General features: G+C 26.9%; 10 protein-coding genes. 3 read left to right on the top strand and 7 right to left on the bottom strand.

Annotated elements, in window-relative coordinates; translation table 11 throughout:
- Nucleotides 1-102: 102 nt before the first annotated feature.
- The 7 genes from M9405_RS00710 to mrcB form a co-directional block, all read right to left on the bottom strand.
- On the bottom strand, nt 103-864 hold the full coding sequence (locus tag M9405_RS00710) for a phosphoadenylyl-sulfate reductase (protein WP_250223373.1): 762 nt from the start codon (nt 862-864) through the stop codon (nt 103-105).
- Nucleotides 857-2590, bottom strand: a complete 1734-nt coding sequence (cysI, locus tag M9405_RS00705) for an assimilatory sulfite reductase (NADPH) hemoprotein subunit (RefSeq protein ID WP_250223372.1) — start codon at nt 2588-2590, stop codon at nt 857-859. Before cysI ends, M9405_RS00710 begins: the two co-directional genes overlap by 8 nt.
- Entirely contained in the window at nt 2590-4422 is a 1833-nt protein-coding gene (cysJ, locus tag M9405_RS00700) for an NADPH-dependent assimilatory sulfite reductase flavoprotein subunit (RefSeq protein WP_250223371.1), read from the bottom strand. The genes cysI and cysJ overlap by 1 nt, the downstream gene beginning before the upstream one ends.
- Nucleotides 4423-4810: 388 nt before the next feature.
- Nucleotides 4811-6136 (bottom strand): phosphopyruvate hydratase, encoded by a 1326-nt coding sequence (gene eno / locus M9405_RS00695; RefSeq protein WP_250223370.1) that lies wholly within the window; start codon nt 6134-6136, stop codon nt 4811-4813.
- Nucleotides 6137-6209: 73 nt separating this feature from the next.
- Nucleotides 6210-7859, bottom strand: a complete 1650-nt coding sequence (locus tag M9405_RS00690; RefSeq protein ID WP_250223369.1) for a CTP synthase — start codon at nt 7857-7859, stop codon at nt 6210-6212.
- Between the two features lie 311 nt (nt 7860-8170).
- Nucleotides 8171-8518, bottom strand: coding sequence for an iron-sulfur cluster insertion protein ErpA (gene erpA / locus M9405_RS00685; RefSeq protein ID WP_250223368.1), 348 nt, complete (start codon nt 8516-8518; stop codon nt 8171-8173).
- 331 nt (nt 8519-8849) lie between these two features.
- On the bottom strand, nt 8850-11090 hold the full coding sequence (gene mrcB, locus M9405_RS00680) for a bifunctional glycosyl transferase/transpeptidase (protein ID WP_284345875.1): 2241 nt from the start codon (nt 11088-11090) through the stop codon (nt 8850-8852).
- A gap of 1165 nt (nt 11091-12255) precedes the next feature.
- Here mrcB and aceE point away from each other — a divergent pair.
- The 3 genes from aceE to lpdA all read left to right on the top strand — a co-directional run bounded on the left by aceE (nt 12256) and on the right by lpdA (nt 17855).
- Nucleotides 12256-14922, top strand: a complete 2667-nt coding sequence (aceE, locus tag M9405_RS00675; protein ID WP_250223366.1) for a pyruvate dehydrogenase (acetyl-transferring), homodimeric type — start codon at nt 12256-12258, stop codon at nt 14920-14922.
- Nucleotides 14923-14933: 11 nt separating this feature from the next.
- Nucleotides 14934-16244, top strand: coding sequence for a 2-oxo acid dehydrogenase subunit E2 (locus M9405_RS00670; protein WP_250223365.1), 1311 nt, complete (start codon nt 14934-14936; stop codon nt 16242-16244).
- Between the two features lie 207 nt (nt 16245-16451).
- Nucleotides 16452-17855 carry a dihydrolipoyl dehydrogenase gene (gene lpdA / locus M9405_RS00665; protein WP_250223364.1) on the top strand — a complete coding sequence of 468 codons (1404 nt, stop codon included), beginning with the start codon at nt 16452-16454 and terminating at the stop codon, nt 17853-17855.
- Nucleotides 17856-18327: the final 472 nt, after the last annotated feature.

The raw sequence follows: 18327 nt of genomic DNA, 5'->3' as shown, positions 1-18327 counted from the left end.
ATTAAATATAATATTAGTATTTTTTGAGATTATTAAAGTACTTTATATATTATTCATATAAAACAAAAGCTTTATTAAATAAAGTATAAATTTGATGATGAACTAATCAATAGTATGTAGTCCGCATTCACGTTGCAATCCAAAGAAACGTGTCTCTTCTGCTTTCATACCAGGTCTCCATTTACTGCTAGTATGTATATCACCAATTGAGACATACCCTTGTTCTTTTAATGGATGCTGTTGTAAAGAATATTTTTTAATATAATTGGTAACCTGTACAGTGCTCCAATCAACGATTGGTAAAAATTTAAATACCCCATTTTGAATAGTGATGATCGATAATTTTTTACGACTCTTTGATTGTTCTCTTCGTAAACCTGCAAACCATACTTCTATATTAAGTGTCTTTAATGCTCGATGCATAGGTTCAATTTTATTAATAGCATTATATCGATTAATACCTTTTATTCCTTGTGTCCACAGCTTTCCATATTGAGCTTCTTGCCAGGCTGCAGATTTTTTAGGACAGAATACATATAAATTTAATTTCATTGTCTCTGTTAATTGATTGATAAAATGATATGTTTCTGGAAATAAATAACCGGTATCAATCAAAACAATTGGGATCTTAGGATAATATTGAGTTAATAAGTGTAAACTGACTGATGATTGCAAACCAAAACTTGAAGATAACATTACTTTTTTAGATAAATATTTAATTGCCCATTCTAATCTTTTTTCTGTTATTAAAGATTCTAAATATTTATTTATTTTATTTAATATTAATTTTTGTTTATCTATATGTAATAAAGAAATTTCTTTAACAGTCCAACAATAATTGACAGTATTTAGCATTTTATTCATAAAAATCCTCTTCAGAATTTATGACGGGTTTAACTATTCCAATTCTTACTACATAATCTCCATAAGATTCATTATTTCTTCTTTCTTTAGCCCATCTTCCAATAGTTGTATCTAAAATGTTCAAAATATCTTGTTCTGTAATATTCTCTCTGTATAATCGCGGAATGCGTGTGCCAATATTATCACCACCTAAATAAAGATTATAACGCCCAATTGATCTACCTGTGAGTCCAATTTCAGATAACATTGCACGAGCACAACTATTCGGACATCCTGTAACACGTAAAATAATTGCATTTTTTTCTAATTTATATTTAGACATGATATTTTCAACTTTTGTGATAAATTGAGGTAAAAATCGTTCTGCTTCTGCCATTGCTAATGGACATGTGGGTAATGCTACACATGCCATGGATGCTTTTCTTTGTGGAGTAGAATCATGATTTGATATACCATATTTTTTTAGTATATTATCTATTATATATTTATTATTTGGAGAGACTCCAGAAATTATCAAATTTTGATTAGTGGTTAATCTAAAACAACCTGAATGTACTTTTGCAATTGCTCTAATTCCATTTTTTAATAGTTTGTTTGGATTATTGTTTGTGATTCGTCCATTTTCTATAAATAAAGTGAGATGCCAATCATGCTTTATATCTTCTATCCATCCAAAACAATCTCCTCTATGTGTAAATTTATAAGAATGTATTGGCGCAAATTTTATTCCCGCACGACGTTCAACTTCTGCTTTAAATGTCTGTACCCCCACTTTTATTAAAGTATATTTGGTTTTAGCATGTTTACGATCTGACCTATCTCCCCAATCTCTTTGCACTGTCACTATTGCTTCTGTAATCTTTAAAATATCTTGGGTATTAATATATCCAAATTCCCTAGCTTTACACGGATATGTAGTTACATCACCATAAGTCATTGCTAACCCTCCCCCTACTAATACATTAAACCCGATTATTTTTTTATTTATATTGTTTTTAATTGCTATAAAACTTAAATCATTTGCATGTACATCTACATCATTTATTGGAGGAATTGCAATTGCAATTTTGAACTTACGGGGTAAATAAGTAGCGCTTAAAATTGGCTCAGACTCTGTGGATTCTGTTTTTTTTCCGTCTAACCAAATTTCTGCATATGCATGAGATTTTGGTAATAGGTGTTTGGAAATACTTTTAGCGATTTCCCAAACTTGATAATGGTATTCGGATTCTGTAGGATTTGCGGTACACACTACATTCCGGTTTACATCACCAGCAGTAGCGATAGAATCTAATTCTATTGTATGTAATAAATTATGTATTTTTTTTAAATTAGGTTTTAATAATCCATGTAATTGGAAAGTTTGTCTAGTAGTGAGACGAATAGTTTCATACAAAGTATATTTATTTGAAAAATCATCTATAGCTAACCATTGTCTAGGACGAATTACTCCGCCTGGTAAACGACATCGTAACATAATATTAATTAACGGCTCTAATTTTTGTTGTGTTCGTTCTATTCGTACATCACGATCATCTTGTTGATACATCCCGTGGAATTTAATTAATTGAGAGTTATCTGAGTTGAAACCTCCAGTTAAATTATTATTTAAATCTTTAGTAATAGTACCTCTTAAAAAATTACTTGTTTTTTTTATTCGTTCATTATCGGATAGGGGTTGTGTTGAATTTTTTATAAAATTAACATATTGTGTTTTTTCTTTCATTAATATATATCTCTCTGATAACGATGTTCTACACGCATTTTATTCCAAAAATTTTTAGATTTATTTATATCCATATTACCATGTTGTGAAACTAATTTAATCAAAGCTTTATCTACATCTTGTGCCATATATTTAGCATTACCGCATACATAAACATATGCACCTTCTTCAATCCACTTCCAAATTTCATCGCCATTTATTAATAATTCATTCTGAATATATATTTTATGATCTTGGTCTCTAGACCAAGCTGTATTAATATTTGTAAGTAATTTGTTTTTAAAATAATTTTGCCATTCTAATTGATATAAAAAGTCATCAATAAATTTTTGATTTCCAAAAAATAACCAATTCTTCCCTGCAGAACCATCGATAGAACGTTGTTGCATAAATGCACGAAATGGAGCGATACCTGTTCCTGCACCAATCATAATTATTGGTGCATTAGAATTTGTCGGTAACCTAAAATTATCATTGGATTCAACAAAAATTCGTATTTTATCATTTTCTTGAATACGATCTGCCAAATAACTACTAGCGCTACCTGTTCTAAAGTGTCCATTTATCTCATAACGTATTACACTAACAGTAATATGTATTTCTTCTCCTACTTCTGCTTGAGCAGAAGAAATTGAATAAAAACGAGGTTTTATAGGACATAATATTTTTAGCAATTGTTGAGGAGTTAATATGAGTGGTACACGATATATCATTTCAATAATTGGTGTATTAGCAATAAATTCATATAATTTTTCTTTATCTTTTAATAAATTAATTAATGTTTTATTTTGGGAGATATTAGCTACTTCTTTTATCAAAATAGGTGTATTTTGCATTAACTCATAATATTTTTTTAATGCTGTATTAAGTGGTATGATTTGTTTTTGCATAGACACATGATCGTTACCATTTAAGTTTAACAAATTCAATAATTCGTCTACAAGATTTGGATCATTTTCGTGCCATACCCCTAGAGTATCTCCAGGCTGATAATTTATATCAGAATTAGAAATATCTATTTCTAGATGAAATACATCTTTAAGTGCGTTACGACTACTAATTTTTTGTCGCGTTAGTAAATGCGCGACAAACGGAGACATTTTATTATACGTAGTAGTATGTATTAACTTAGATGTATTAATATGTTGTGTAGTGTTACAAAATATGTTATTAACATGCATTTTACTCTTTAATAAAGAAACTATATTTTTTCTCCATATATCAGCTTCTTTTTTAAAATCGACATCAACATCAACTCTGTTAAGTAATCTCTTGGCTCCTAATTCTTCTAATCTATAATCAAAATCTTTTCCGGCTTTGGCAAAATGCTCATACGATCGGTCTCCAAAACCGAATATAGCAAAATTAGTATTTATCATATTTGGAGCTTTATTAGAAAATAAATACTGATATAGGGCTATAGCTTCTTCTGGCGGCTCACCTTCTCCATATGTAGAAATAATAATAATTAATAATGTTTCTTTTGAAAGTTTTTTAAACTTATAGTCTTTAGCATTGAATAATATTACTTTTAAATTAGCAGCAATAATGTCGTCACGTAAACACTCTGCCAAACGACGCGCATTACCAGTTTGAGAAGCAGATATAAGAGTAATTTGTGGATCAACATGAACATTTTTATCTGAAATTACATCAGTATCTTTAGAAATATTAGTTATTTTTTCAAATTCTGCAGAATGTGTTAAACCCCATAAATATCCTGATATCCAAATGAGTTGATCATTGGATAAATGCATAAATATTGATTGTATTTCTTGGAATTGCTCCAAGGTTAATGGCATTATTTTTTTTTGTGTAATTTTTTTTATCATTTATAATAAGATTATTTTATTTTAGTTATATATGATAATCTTAAACTTAAGATGAAATGTAATATTTAGCATTAATGCATATCTCTGTTTTAATAATAAATATTATGTAAAATTATTTAATAAAACTTTATGTATACACGTATATTTATTATTAAAACAGTAGTATAGTAATAAATTTAGAGTATTTATACAAATAATTTATTAAAATTTAAATAAAATGTATTATTCACTTTTAGTGATATTTTATGTTGCAAAAAAAAATTTTGCTCATTATCTTAATACAAGATATGTAATATTTATTGTAATAAATATTACATATCTTGTATTTAAGTTGCATAAATTTACTTGTTTATTTGAATGAGTTCGTAGAATATAAACTCATTATTAATTATTTAATATCAAAATTGGTATATTTTTTAAATTCTGAAAATTTTTTAATTCCTTGAACATTAAGAGATTCTTCTATACGAATTAGTCTGTTGTATTTTGCTACACGTTCTGTGCAACGTACAGGACCAGTTTTTATTTGGTCAGCAGCTGTTCCGACCGCTATATCTGCGATACTTGTATCTTCAGTTTCTCCAGAACGATGTGATATTATTACAGAATATCCTGAATTTTTAGCTATTTTAATTGTTTGTAATGTTTCAGTTAATGATCCTATTTGGTTACATTTAATTAAAATAGAATTCGCAATATTGTTATTAATACCTTGCTGTAATAACTTTGGATTCGTTACAAATAAATCATCACCTACCAACTGAATTTTATCTCCAAGAATTTTTGTTTGGTAATAAAACCCGTCCCAATCATGTTCACTATGTCCATCCTCGAGAGAAATTATTGGATATTTTTGCGTTAATTGTAATAAATAATGCGCTAATTCTTTAGAATTTAAAATTTTTTTTTCACTTTTTATATGATATTTTTTTGTAGTTGTATCAAAAAATTCAGAAGCAGCACAATCTATTGCTAATGCAACATCTACACCTAATTTATAATTAGATTTTTCTATAGATTCTATTATTATCTCTAATGCCATATGATGAGAATCAAGATTTGGTGCATATCCGCCTTCATCACCTAGTTGTGTAGATAATCCTTTACATTTTAAAATATTTTTTAGTATATGTGATATTTCTGATCCAATACGTATTGCGTTTTTAATAGTTTTTGCACCAATCGGTATTATCATGAATTCCTGAAAATCTAAATTATTGTCAGCATGTCTGCCTCCATTAAGAACATTCATCATAGGAAGGGGTATAGAATATATATTTTTTGCAGTTGCATCATTATTATACAAATCAGAAATATGTTGATAAAATGGAATTTTTTTAAATTTTGCTGCTATTTTAGCAGTTGCCAAAGATACGCTAAGAATAGCATTTGCTCCTAATTTAGATTTATTCTTAGTTCCATCTATATTTATCATAGCAGTATCTATAACATGTTGTTGCGTTACATCCATACCTATTAAGTATTTGCGAATTGGTCCATTCACTGAATTTACTGCGTTTACTACTCCTTTTCCAAAAAAACGATTTTTATCATTATCCCTTAATTCTAATGATTCCTTAGATCCAACAGATGCTCCAGATGGTACAGATGCTAATTCACAACCATCTTTAATATGCACTTCAGTTTCTATTGTTGGATTGCCTCTAGAATCAATAATTTCGCGTCCAATAATATTCAAAATTTTATTAGGCATATATTTTTCCATTTCAATTAATTTATGTATTTAATTACTCGGTATCAAAATTTAATACAATAAAATATTGTATTTAAATTAATTTATGATAATTGTTTTTATATGCTATTGCAGCTTTAATAAATCCAATAAATAGTGGATGACTATCACGTGGTGTAGAATTAAATTCAGGATGAAATTGACTACCTATGAACCATGGATGATTTGTATATTCTATAACTTCTACTAGGTTATTTTTATCGGAAAAACCGACACAATTTAATTCGGTATATTGTTTAATTTTACTCAGAATTATATGATTTACTTCATAACGATGTCTATGACGTTCCAATATTATTTTTTTTCCATACATTTGGTGCGTTAAACTACCTTCAGTTAAATAACATATTTGATTTCCTAGGCGCATTGTTCCTCCTAAATTATGATTTTTTTCTTTTATTATTAAAATACCATTTGTATCCTTACATTCAGTAATCAAAGCTATTATTGGGCATGTACAATTATTAACAAATTCGGTTGAATTAGCGTCAGTCATACCGGCTACATGACGCGCAAACTCTATTAAAGCTACCTGCATCCCTAAACAAATTCCAAAATATGGAATATTATTTTCTCTAGCATATTGTGCGGACAAAATTTTTCCTTCTACTCCACGATAACCAAAACCTCCGGGTACTAAAATAGCGTCTACACCTGTTAATGTTTTTTCTATACCTAGAATCTCTACATCTTGAGAATTAATAAGACGAATATTAATAATAAAACGATTTTTTATTCCAGCATGTTGTAATGCTTCTATTACTGATTTATATGCATCAATCAATGTAGTATATTTTCCTACTATACCTACAGTTACTGACCCAACAGGATGTTCTTGATGATAAATAACTTTTTCCCAGTCTGATAAATTAGCTTCTGGGCAATGTAAATTAAAGTTTTTGCAAATATAACTATCTAAATTTTGAGATTTAAGTATGGCAGGTATTTTATAAATTGAATTCACATACTCTAAAGAAATAATAGCTTGTTTAGGTACATTACAAAATAAAGAAATTTTTTTGCGTTCATTATCTTTAATAGTTCTGTCAGATCTACATATTAGAATATCCGGTTGAATTCCTATAGAAAGTAATTTTTTTACCGAATGTTGCGTAGGCTTAGTTTTAAGTTCACCAGAAACTGTAATAAAAGGAACTAATGTTAAATGTATATATAAAATTTTTTTTCTATTTACTGCTAATACCATTTGTCTAATAGCTTCTAAAAAAGGTAATGATTCAATATCACCTACTGTTCCTCCTATTTCTATTAATACTATATCATATCCATTAGATCCAGAAATAATTCTTTTTTTTATAATATCAGTAACGTGAGGCACAATTTGTATTGTTGATCCAAGATAATCACCACGACGTTCTTTTTTTAAAACATCAGAATAAATTTTGCCAGCAGTAAAATTATTATAATGTTTCATTTTAGTACGTATAAAACGTTCATAATGTCCTAAATCCAAATCAGTTTCAGCACCATCTTCAGTGATAAATACTTCTCCATGTTGTATTGGACTGATAGTTCCGGGATCTACATTAATATAAGGATCTAATTTAATAATAGTTACACGAAGCCCGCGAGCCTCTAAAACTGCTGCTAATGAAGCGGTAGTGATACCTTTTCCCAACGAAGATACTACTCCACCAGTGATAAAAATATAATTACTTTTCACATGCAAACCTAAATTATATATTTTAATATTTTGCTAATTTTATAAGAAATTATTTTATAAAATATAAACCACTATATTTTTTGTTACTATTTTAATAGTAAAAAATTACTCTATTTTAAAAATTTTATTATACATCATAAATTAATTGATCTCATAAAATCTATACGATTATTACAAGTAACGTTTTAAAACAATTAAACATTATTTATATATAATATCGTGTACATGTGTATTATATACATAATATTACAAACTATTTGTATGTCATACAAATGATTTTTTATCATAATAATGGTTTTTAATATAATTATCTATATACTGAAAGATGCGCCACAACTACAAGTAATTTTAGCATTTGGATTAATTACTATAAATTTAGCTCCTTTTAATTCTTCATAATAATCTATTATACCACCTAATAAATACTGTAGACTCATAGGATCTACTATCAATCCAACTCCGTTATGTTCTATAACATAATCATCTTTAGAAATCTGATTATCTAAAATAAATCCATATTGAAATCCATTACATCCACCGCCTATAATATATATACGTAATTTTAAATTTTTTTTTAGTTTTTCTTTTTGAATAAAAAACTTTATTTTATTAATTGCATTTTCAGTAAGGTTTATAGTAGGATTTTTATCGTTTTTCATAATTACTACCTTTATAATAAATAAATATTATATAAAAAGAAATAATATTTTATTACACAATATAATTAGTAAATTTTTTAACTTTAATTTCTGTGATATTACTGATATATTTATATCAGTATAATGAAACTGATATTAGTATAATGTTACGCTAACGATATTTTTGCTTATAGAAATTTTAAAACTATATATTATTTAGTAATATAATAAAATGTAATATTTAGATTAGTAAAATCAACTATTTTATATTATGCATAATAAAGTATTATTTATAATGTTTAAAATTATACTAAAATATGATGTATATAAATTAAGTTTATTGATTTAAATTTTACTGTTTAAAAGAAACAACATCTAATTTTTCAGGTATTCTCAATAAAAATTTCCAATCATTTGTCCATATTGGCAAAATCTGGAATTGTAGATTTTTTTTATTATACGACGTATGATTATAGAGATTACTGACTGGTAAGTATTTAATTCCGCTAGGTGGAACTAAACACAAAGGTGTTGGATTATGATGTTCTAAATATAAACCATATATAGTTAATGCTCCATTAGTACCGGTTAACTTAGCGGATCGGTTATTATCACGACCTACCCAAATTATAGTAACTTCTTTTCCGTCTATTCCAGCAATCCAACTATCACGAAGATTATTAGTAGTGCCAGTTTTAGCAGCTAATTTTAAATTGGGAAATTTTACAGATAATGTATAAGATGTCCCCAATTCCACTGCTTTTTGCATTGCATATAATGTTAAATATGTTGCTTGAGATGAAATAACGCGTTCTGTTTTAGAAAAACGTTGATATATGATTTTATTTTTTTCGTTCAGAATATATTGAACAGATGATACAGCTGTGTATTTACCACCACTCGCAATAGTTTGAAATTCTTGAGCTAATTCTAGGGGCGTTAAATTTATAGAACCTAATAGAATAGATGGAAAAGGTGGTATAAAATTTGGTGGGATACCTAATTTTATTAAGGTATTGGAAATTATATCTAATCCTATTGTTAATCCTAAATTAACTGTTGGTACATTAAGAGATTGCGTAAATGCTTCAATAAGTGTTACTGCACCCCGAAATTTTCTATCATAATTTTTAGGTTCCCAAAATAATCCATTAGATTGTTTTAAAACAATAGGTTCATCAGCAATCCAAGTATTAAAATGATATTTTTTAGGATTACTTAGAGCGGTTAAATAGATTGCTGGTTTTACTAACGATCCAATAGCTCTTCTAGCATGTATAGCTCGATTAAATCCATAAAAATAGGGGTCTGATCCGCCTACCATAGCGCGTATTTTTCCATTAAATCTATCTACTACAACTATTGCTCCTTCTAAATCTGAAAGATTGCAATGATTTCTTAATTTATACATTCCTGTCTTCATAGCTTCTTCTGCAGCATTTTGAGATATGGGATCTAAAGTAGTAAATATTTTAATGCCAGTAAAATTATTAATTTGATTAATATGTTGTACTTCTTCGTTTATCATTTGTATAAAAGCAGGATGAGATATTAATACTGCTTCTTTGGATTGTGTTCCTAAAGAACGTTTACTAAGAATAGTGTATAATTTTTGATCAATAATATTTCTGCTTAATAACAATTTAAGTATTAAATTACGACGTTCTAAAGTTATCTGGGGATTTTTCCAAGGATTGTACAAAGAAGCACCTTTTATCATTCCGACTAATGTAGCCTGTTGATCTAAACTTAATTCATCTATTGGTCTTCCAAAATAATAAAAACTAGCCAATGGAAATCCACGGATTTGATTATTTCCATTTTGACCAAAATAAATTTCATTTAAATATAATTCTAGAATACGTTCTTTACTATATCTATAATCAAAGATTATAGCCATATATGCCTCATTGAATTTACGCCACAATGATCGATTATTATTTAAAAACAGATTTTTTACTAATTGTTGCGTTAAAGTGCTTCCGCCTTGGACAGTATGTCCAGAAATTATATTTGCTAAGAATGCGCGTATAATAGATGTTATTCTAATTCCGTCGTGTTGATAAAAACTGTGATCTTCAACAGCGAGTAATATATGTATTAATACTTCTGGGAATTCAGATCTAGGTATAAACAATCTTTGTTGACCATTGGGTGTGTATAATACAGAGATAATTTTTGGATCAAATGTAAATAAACCAAAATTATTTTTTGTATCTTGATTATAAATATTTAGTAATTTCTTCTGATTGAAAAAGAAAGATACATGCACTTCTTTTTCTTCTCCAATTGGAGAATGAAAACCTCTACGAAATAATTCTATATGATTATTATACACAGTAAATTCTCCAGCATGCGTGATTTGATCAACTTGCCTATATTGCAAAATTTTTAATAAATTAATCATATCATTTTGATGATATGCAATATTAGGTTCTACATGGATCATGCGGCTATAAATAATAGCTGGTAGTTGCCATAATGTTCCATTAATGCGACTCTGAATTTTTTTATCTAAAAATATTCCATATGCTATCATGAAACACATGGTACATAACAACATATAGCATATATATAAAAAAAATTTTTTCATAATACAATTAAAACTATTTCATTGATAAAATATATAAATTATTCATTTAAAATAATAAGTTAATTTGAATAATTGCATATTTTATATGTATTTTAAGATCATACAAAGTTTATTAATAATTGATGTATTTATACCATGTGAAAAATCGAAATATTGTCAATAAAAACATTATATTTTCTATATATGCATAATTTATAAAATATAATATTATGTACTAAATAATTAATTTTTTTTAATAAAATTATTTTAAAAGAACAAAATTAAATAAATATATTAATGTGACAAATATTTTCTATATTTCATTATATAATAATGCTATTCTAGCATTTTAGTGAAAGATAACATTATTTAATATTAAAAATGGATTATTTTTTTAAAATTTATTAAACTCAAATTAAATATATAATTGATCTATATATCATTTTAATATGTTAACGTTAATAAACTTTATTAAAAATATAATTATTAAAATTTTCTTATAAATCAGTAGTTACAATTTACTTGACTATATATTGACAGGTAAATTACTCTATAATATATCTTTATATAAAAGATAACATCATTATATGTAAAAAACATAGTTGGGATACAAGTACATAATGAAAGTATTCTATATTTTATAATATTAAAATACAATACTTAATAAAATTAAGTAATAATTTTTGTTAAATAACAATATTTTATTCAGAACATTGTATTTTAGTGCAAAAATTTTTATTTTAATTTATAAAGGTATATTTTGTATACTCTAATTTAATTACTAAATTTTTGATTATATATTTTTAATATAATATATTTTTTTGTGAAAAAACAATACTTTTAATCAGTCAATAATATTTATTATTATAAATAAATAAAATTAGTCAAAAATTTTTTAATATAATAGTTTAAGATAACATAATAATATTATTATTTATGTAATTATATATACATAGTTTATTTTTCGTAAAAATAAAAATATCAAAAAAATTATATATTCGTATATATAATTTTTTTGACATTTTTATAAAAAAATTAAGTATATGAATATTTAAATTATTTATTAAATAATTATTTTATTCTCCACTTTTATTTAAAATAACTGAATTTTAATTTTTTAAAATTTAATTTTAATAAAATAATATAAATTATATAATTAAACTTAATAAATTAAGGAAATACTATAATGTTAGAAAATTTATCTAATGATGTAGATCCGATAGAAACGCGAGATTGGTTAGAATCTATTTCTTCTGTCATTAAACGAGAAGGCATTGAACGTGCTAAATTTTTAATTGATCAAATAACAAACATAATGCAAAATTATGAAGCAACTATTCCTTCTGAAAAAATTGTAAATAATTATATAAATACAATTTCCACCCAAGATGAACCTCAATATCCTGGTGATCTAGAAATAGAACAATATATATGTGCCATGATTCGATGGAATGCTATGATGATTGTGTTACGAGCTTCAAAAAAAAACCTAGATTTAGGTGGACACATTGCATCTTTTCAATCATCTGCTACTTTATATGAAGTATGTTTTAATCACTTTTTTCGAGGTCGTAATAAATACGACGGGGGTGATTTAGTATTTTTTCAAGGACATATTTCTCCGGGAATATATGCTCGTGCTTTTCTAGAAGGACGATTGGGCGAAAACCAAATTAATAATTTTCGTCAAGAAATTAATAATTTAGGTTTGCCTTCATATCCCCATCCAAAATTAATGCCAGAATTTTGGCAATTCCCTACAGTTTCTATGGGATTGTCCGCAATTAGTGCAATTTATCAAGCAAAATTTTTAAAATATCTAAAAGATAGAGGTTTAAAAGATACTACTGCACAAACAGTATATGCTTTTTTAGGAGATGGTGAAATGGATGAGCCAGAATCTAAAGGTGTTTTAAATATTGCTGCAAAAGAAAAATTGGATAATTTAATTTTTATTATTAATTGTAATTTACAACGTTTAGATGGACCAGTATCAGGTAACAGAAAAATTATTAACGATTTGTCAGATATATTTATAGGATCAGGATGGGAAGTAATTAGAGTAATTTGGGGAAGTAAATGGGATCATTTATTACATAAAGATTCCAGCGGAAAATTAATTCAATTAATGAATGAAACTGTTGATGGAGATTATCAAACATTCAAATCCAAAGATGGAGCTTATATAAGACAACATTTTTTTAACAAATACCCAGAAACTCGAGAATTAGTCAATGATATGACTGATGCTGAAATTTGGGAATTAGATCGAGGAGGACATGATCCTAAAAAAATATTCGCTGCTTTAGAAAAAGCTAAAAAAACTTCTGGGAAACCTGTTGTAATATTAGCACATACTATTAAAGGTCATGGGATGGGTTCGTATGCTGAAGGTATGAATATTGCGCATCAGATTAAAAAAATTAGCATTGAAGGAATACGATATTTTAGAGATAGGCTGAAATTGAATTGCATTAAAGATAATCAAATTGAATCTTTACCATACTTAACTCTCAAAAAAAATTCTAAAGAATATTTATATTTACATGAAAGGCGTAAAAAGTTATTAGGATATATTCCTAATAGACTGAAAAATTTTACTTATTCATTAGAATTGCCAAGATTAGAATCTTTTCGTTCTTTATTGCAAGAACAAAATAAAAAAATTTCTACTACTTTAGCATTCATACGTGTACTAAATATCTTATTAAGACATGAATCTATTAAAAATAGATTAGTTCCTATAGTTGCTGATGAAGCACGTACTTTTGGGATGGATGGATTATTTCGACAAATTGGTATTTATAATTCTATAGGTCAATTATATACTCCTCAAGATCATAATTTATTAACATATTATCGTGAAGATAAAAATGGTCAAATATTACAAGAAGGTATTAATGAATTAGGAGCAGCAGCTTCTTGGCTAGCCGCTGCTACTTCATATAGTACTAATGATTTTCCTATGATTCCATTTTATATATATTATTCTATATTTGGATTCCAAAGAATCGGAGATTTTTTTTGGGCTGCTGCAGATCAACAAGCTAGGGGATTTTTAATAGGCGGAACAGCCGGCAGAACGACTTTAAATGGAGAAGGATTACAACACGCTGATGGACATAGTCATATTCAATCATTAACTATTCCTAATTGTATTTCTTATGATCCAGCTTATGCATATGAAATCGCTGTTATTATACATGATGGATTAATGCGTATGTACGGGAATAATCCAGAAAATATATATTATTATATTACTATTCTAAATGAAAAATATTCTATGCCAATGATGCCAAACGGAGTAGAAATAGGGATTAAAAGAGGAATTTATAAATTAGAATCTCTATCTGGTTCTAATGGAACAGTTCAATTAATGGGGTCCGGCGCGATTTTACGCATAGTTCGAGAAGCAGCTCAAATTTTATCTGCAGAATATAATGTTGGTTGTGATGTATATAGTGTTACTTCTTTTACTGAACTAGCAAGAAATGGTCAGGATTGTGAACGTTGGAATATGTTGCATCCTGTAGATGCTCCAAAGATACCATATGTTTCAACTGTATTAAAAAATTTTCCCACCATTGCAGTTACTGACTACATGAAATTATTTGCAGAACAAATTAGATGTTTTATACCAAATAACAATTTTTTTGTTTTAGGTACTGATGGGTTTGGTCGTTCTGATAGCAGAGAAAATCTAAGAAATTATTTTGAAATTAACGTAGGTTATATAGTAATTGCGGCATTAACTACATTGTTAAAAACAGGTTGTTTGCATAAACATGTAATTTTAAAAGCTATTAAAATTTTTAATATTGATCCTGACAAAATTAATCCACGATTAATATAAGAGATAGCATAATGACAATAAAGATCAATACACCAAATATTGGTGCAGATGAATTAGAAGTTACAGAAATAATGGTGAAAATTGGAGATAAAGTTAGTATTAATCAGCCGCTTATTGTAATAGAAGGTGATAAATCTTCTATAGAAATACCGGCTCCTTGTTCTGGAACAGTTACTGAAATTCATATTCAAGTCGGGACAAAAGTACATACCGGTTCTTTAATTTTATCATTGAATAATATAGAAAAAAATACTAAAATTTCTAACATTAATTATCAGAACGATACTACTGAATCCACTGTTGATTTTATACCCACCCAAGATATTAGGCATAATACAGAAGATTGCAAAGTTATAAATCATCGTAATGTGTGTATTAATTTAGATTCGAATAAAATAATACATGCGACACCATTGATACGTCATATGGCTCGTATTTTTGGAGTAAATTTATCTAAAATTCAAGGCACGGGACGTAAAGGACGTATATTAAAAGAAGATATTCACAATTATTTAAATAAAAATATTTTAAAAAAAGAAGTTGATTATACGCCGACAATATCATTGCGTAAATTATTCTCTCATTTTTCTTTACCAGAAATAGATTTTAGTAAATTTGGTAATGTCACCATTATAACATTAGATAAAATCAGAAAAATTTCTGGTGTAAATTTACACAGAAATTGGGTGATGGCACCGCATGTAACACAATTTGATGAAGTTGATATAACCGATCTAGAAATTTTTCGCAAACAACAAAACATTGAGCTTGCAAAGAACACAGTAGACTGTAAAATTACATTATTAATATTTGTTATAAAAGCGGTTGCTAAAGCATTAGAGGAATTCCCAAGATTTAATAGTTCGTTATCTGATGATGGTCAAAAATTAATTTTAAAAGATTATATTAATATAGGAGTTGCAGTAGATACACCTAAAGGTTTGTTGGTGCCCGTTTTACGCGAAGTTAATAAAAAAGGTGTTATTTCTTTATCCAAAGAACTATCAAATCTTTCAAAAAAAGCACGTTCTAACAATCAATTAACACCTTCCGACATGCAAGGGGGAAGTTTTACTATATCTAATTTAGGCGGAATAGGTGGTTCAGCGTTTACTCCGATTATCAATATGCCAGAAGTAGCAATTTTGGGTATATCTAAAGCTATTATGAAACCAATTTGGATAGATAAAAAATTTGTTCCACGTTTGATGTTACCTTTATCTTTGTCATATGATCATCGAGTCATTGACGGGGCAGATGGAGCAAGATTTATTACACTTATTAATAACATTATCTCTGATATACGTTTATTATCTCTTTAAATGTGTTAATTTTTTATTAAAATATTTTAAAAATAAAGCGTATACAATATTAGTGATTTACAATGTAATTATAACTATTGTGAGTATATTTAAAATGAAATTATTTTTCATTGCTAATAAATAATTTTTTCAATATTTAAGAAAAAATTATTTCAAATTATTTGCTATAAAATTTTTATAGTGAAAACTCAGGAGTTTATAAAAATTATGCATATTTTACAAATAAAAACTCAGGTTTTAGTTTTAGGATCAGGACCTGGCGGTTATTCTGCTGCTTTTCATTGTGCTGATTTAGGTATGGAAACAACAATAGTGGAACGTTACCCTACTTTAGGTGGAGTATGTTTAAATATTGGATGTATTCCATCTAAAGCATTACTACATGTTGCTAAATTAATTAATACAAAAAATAATTTAAAAAACTATGGAATTATATTAGAAAAAACACATTGTAATTTTGATAAAACTCGTGTTTGGAAAAATAAAATTATTACTCAATTATCAAATAGTTTAAATATTATAGCAAAAAAAAAGAACGTTAAAATAATTAATGGAATTGGAAAATTTATCGATAGTCATATTATTCAAGTTGAACAAAATGATCAAAACATTCTTAATATAACTTTTGAAAAAGCTATTATAGCAGCAGGATCTCATGCAATACCTTTATCATGTTTTTCTAAAAAGGATTCCCGTATTTGGGATTCAACTGATGCTTTATCACTAAAAATGATACCAAAACGTTTACTAATTATAGGATCTGGAGCTATAGGGCTAGAAATGGCAACAATATATCATGCTTTTGGGTCAAAAATAGATATGGTAGAAATGTGTGATAAAATCATATCAAATTTAGACGAAGATATTATTAGTTATTTTACTAAAATAATTAGTAAAAATATAAATTTAATTTTAAATACTAAAGTCGATATGATTGAACCTAAAGACGATGGTATTTATGTAACAATGGAAAATCAAGAAAATTTATTAAAATATACTCAATGTTATGATGTATTATTAGTAGCAATTGGTCGCGCTCCAAATGGAAATTTATTAAATGCTGAAAATATTGGGATTCATGTAGATAAACATGGTTTTATTATTGTAGATGAACAAATGCGTACTAGCGTGACACATATTTTCGCAGTAGGAGATATTATTGGTCATCCAATGTTAGCTCACAAAAGTATTTATGAAGGACATATAGCTGCAGATATTATTTGTGGTAAAAAACGTTTTTTTGATGCTAAAGTAATCCCATCTATTATATATTCCGATCCAGAGGTAGCATGGGTTGGATATACTGAAAAAATGGCCCAGGAAAGAAATATAGATTATGCAGTTACTACTTTTCCTTGGATTGCATCTGGTAAAGCTATTGCTGCAGATTGTCAAGAAGGTATGACTAAATTAATTTTTGATAAAAAAACAAATAGAATTATTGGAGGTACTATTATCGGTTCTCATGCTGATGAGATATTAGGAGAAGTAGCATTAGCCATAGAAATGGGATGTGATGCGGAAGATATCACTTTAACTATTCATGCACATCCAACTTTATACGAATCAATAGCTTCTGCTGCATCTATTTATACTGCTTACAATAAATAATATTAATTATTTAAAATTATTGATAAATATAAAAATTGAATATTTACTATTTCATAGTTAGTATTTAATACTGAAAAATTGAAATTTTTTATTAAGACTTATTGGCATATTACTAAATATTAGGAATGTATTTTGTGCTGCACTTATTTAATAAATAGCAAAAAAATCTAAATATTAAATTTATGCTGGTAAGATGATAAGAATATATTTCAATTAAATTATATTTACTTATTTTAAAGTAATATTGCTAAAAAATATTAGAAACTAATATTAATTATAAATAATTATTGTTTATCAGTATTTATTAAGTTGATATAATTAATCATTAATTCTGCTATTTCTTATAGAAGAAAAGTGATTTTATAAGGATTTTCAAAAACATTGATATTTTCATAATTTTTAATTTATTTAAAAATATTAATAAATATATCTAGAAACTATTTACAATAAAACATATAAATAAATATTAATT

Source organism: Candidatus Blochmannia ocreatus (genome assembly GCF_023585745.1).
GTDB lineage: Bacteria > Pseudomonadota > Gammaproteobacteria > Enterobacterales > Enterobacteriaceae > Blochmanniella > Blochmanniella ocreatus.
Note: the sequence above shows the minus strand (reverse complement) of the source record. Positions and strands in the feature narration are given on the sequence as shown.

Bases quoted from the DNA above. Each gene is read 5' to 3' on its own strand.
- M9405_RS00710 (WP_250223373.1), bottom strand. From the start codon at position 864: ATGAATAAAATGCTAAATACTGTCAATTATTGTTGGACTGTTAAAGAA.
- cysI (WP_250223372.1), bottom strand. From the start codon at position 2,590: ATGAAAGAAAAAACACAATATGTTAATTTTATAAAAAATTCAACACAA.
- cysJ (WP_250223371.1), bottom strand. From the start codon at position 4,422: ATGATAAAAAAAATTACACAAAAAAAAATAATGCCATTAACCTTGGAG.
- eno (WP_250223370.1), bottom strand. From the start codon at position 6,136: ATGCCTAATAAAATTTTGAATATTATTGGACGCGAAATTATTGATTCT.
- erpA (WP_250223368.1), bottom strand. From the start codon at position 8,518: ATGAAAAACGATAAAAATCCTACTATAAACCTTACTGAAAATGCAATT.
- mrcB (WP_284345875.1), bottom strand. From the start codon at position 11,090: ATGAAAAAATTTTTTTTATATATATGCTATATGTTGTTATGTACCATG.
- aceE (WP_250223366.1), top strand. From the start codon at position 12,256: ATGTTAGAAAATTTATCTAATGATGTAGATCCGATAGAAACGCGAGAT.
- M9405_RS00670 (WP_250223365.1), top strand. From the start codon at position 14,934: ATGACAATAAAGATCAATACACCAAATATTGGTGCAGATGAATTAGAA.
- lpdA (WP_250223364.1), top strand. From the start codon at position 16,452: ATGCATATTTTACAAATAAAAACTCAGGTTTTAGTTTTAGGATCAGGA.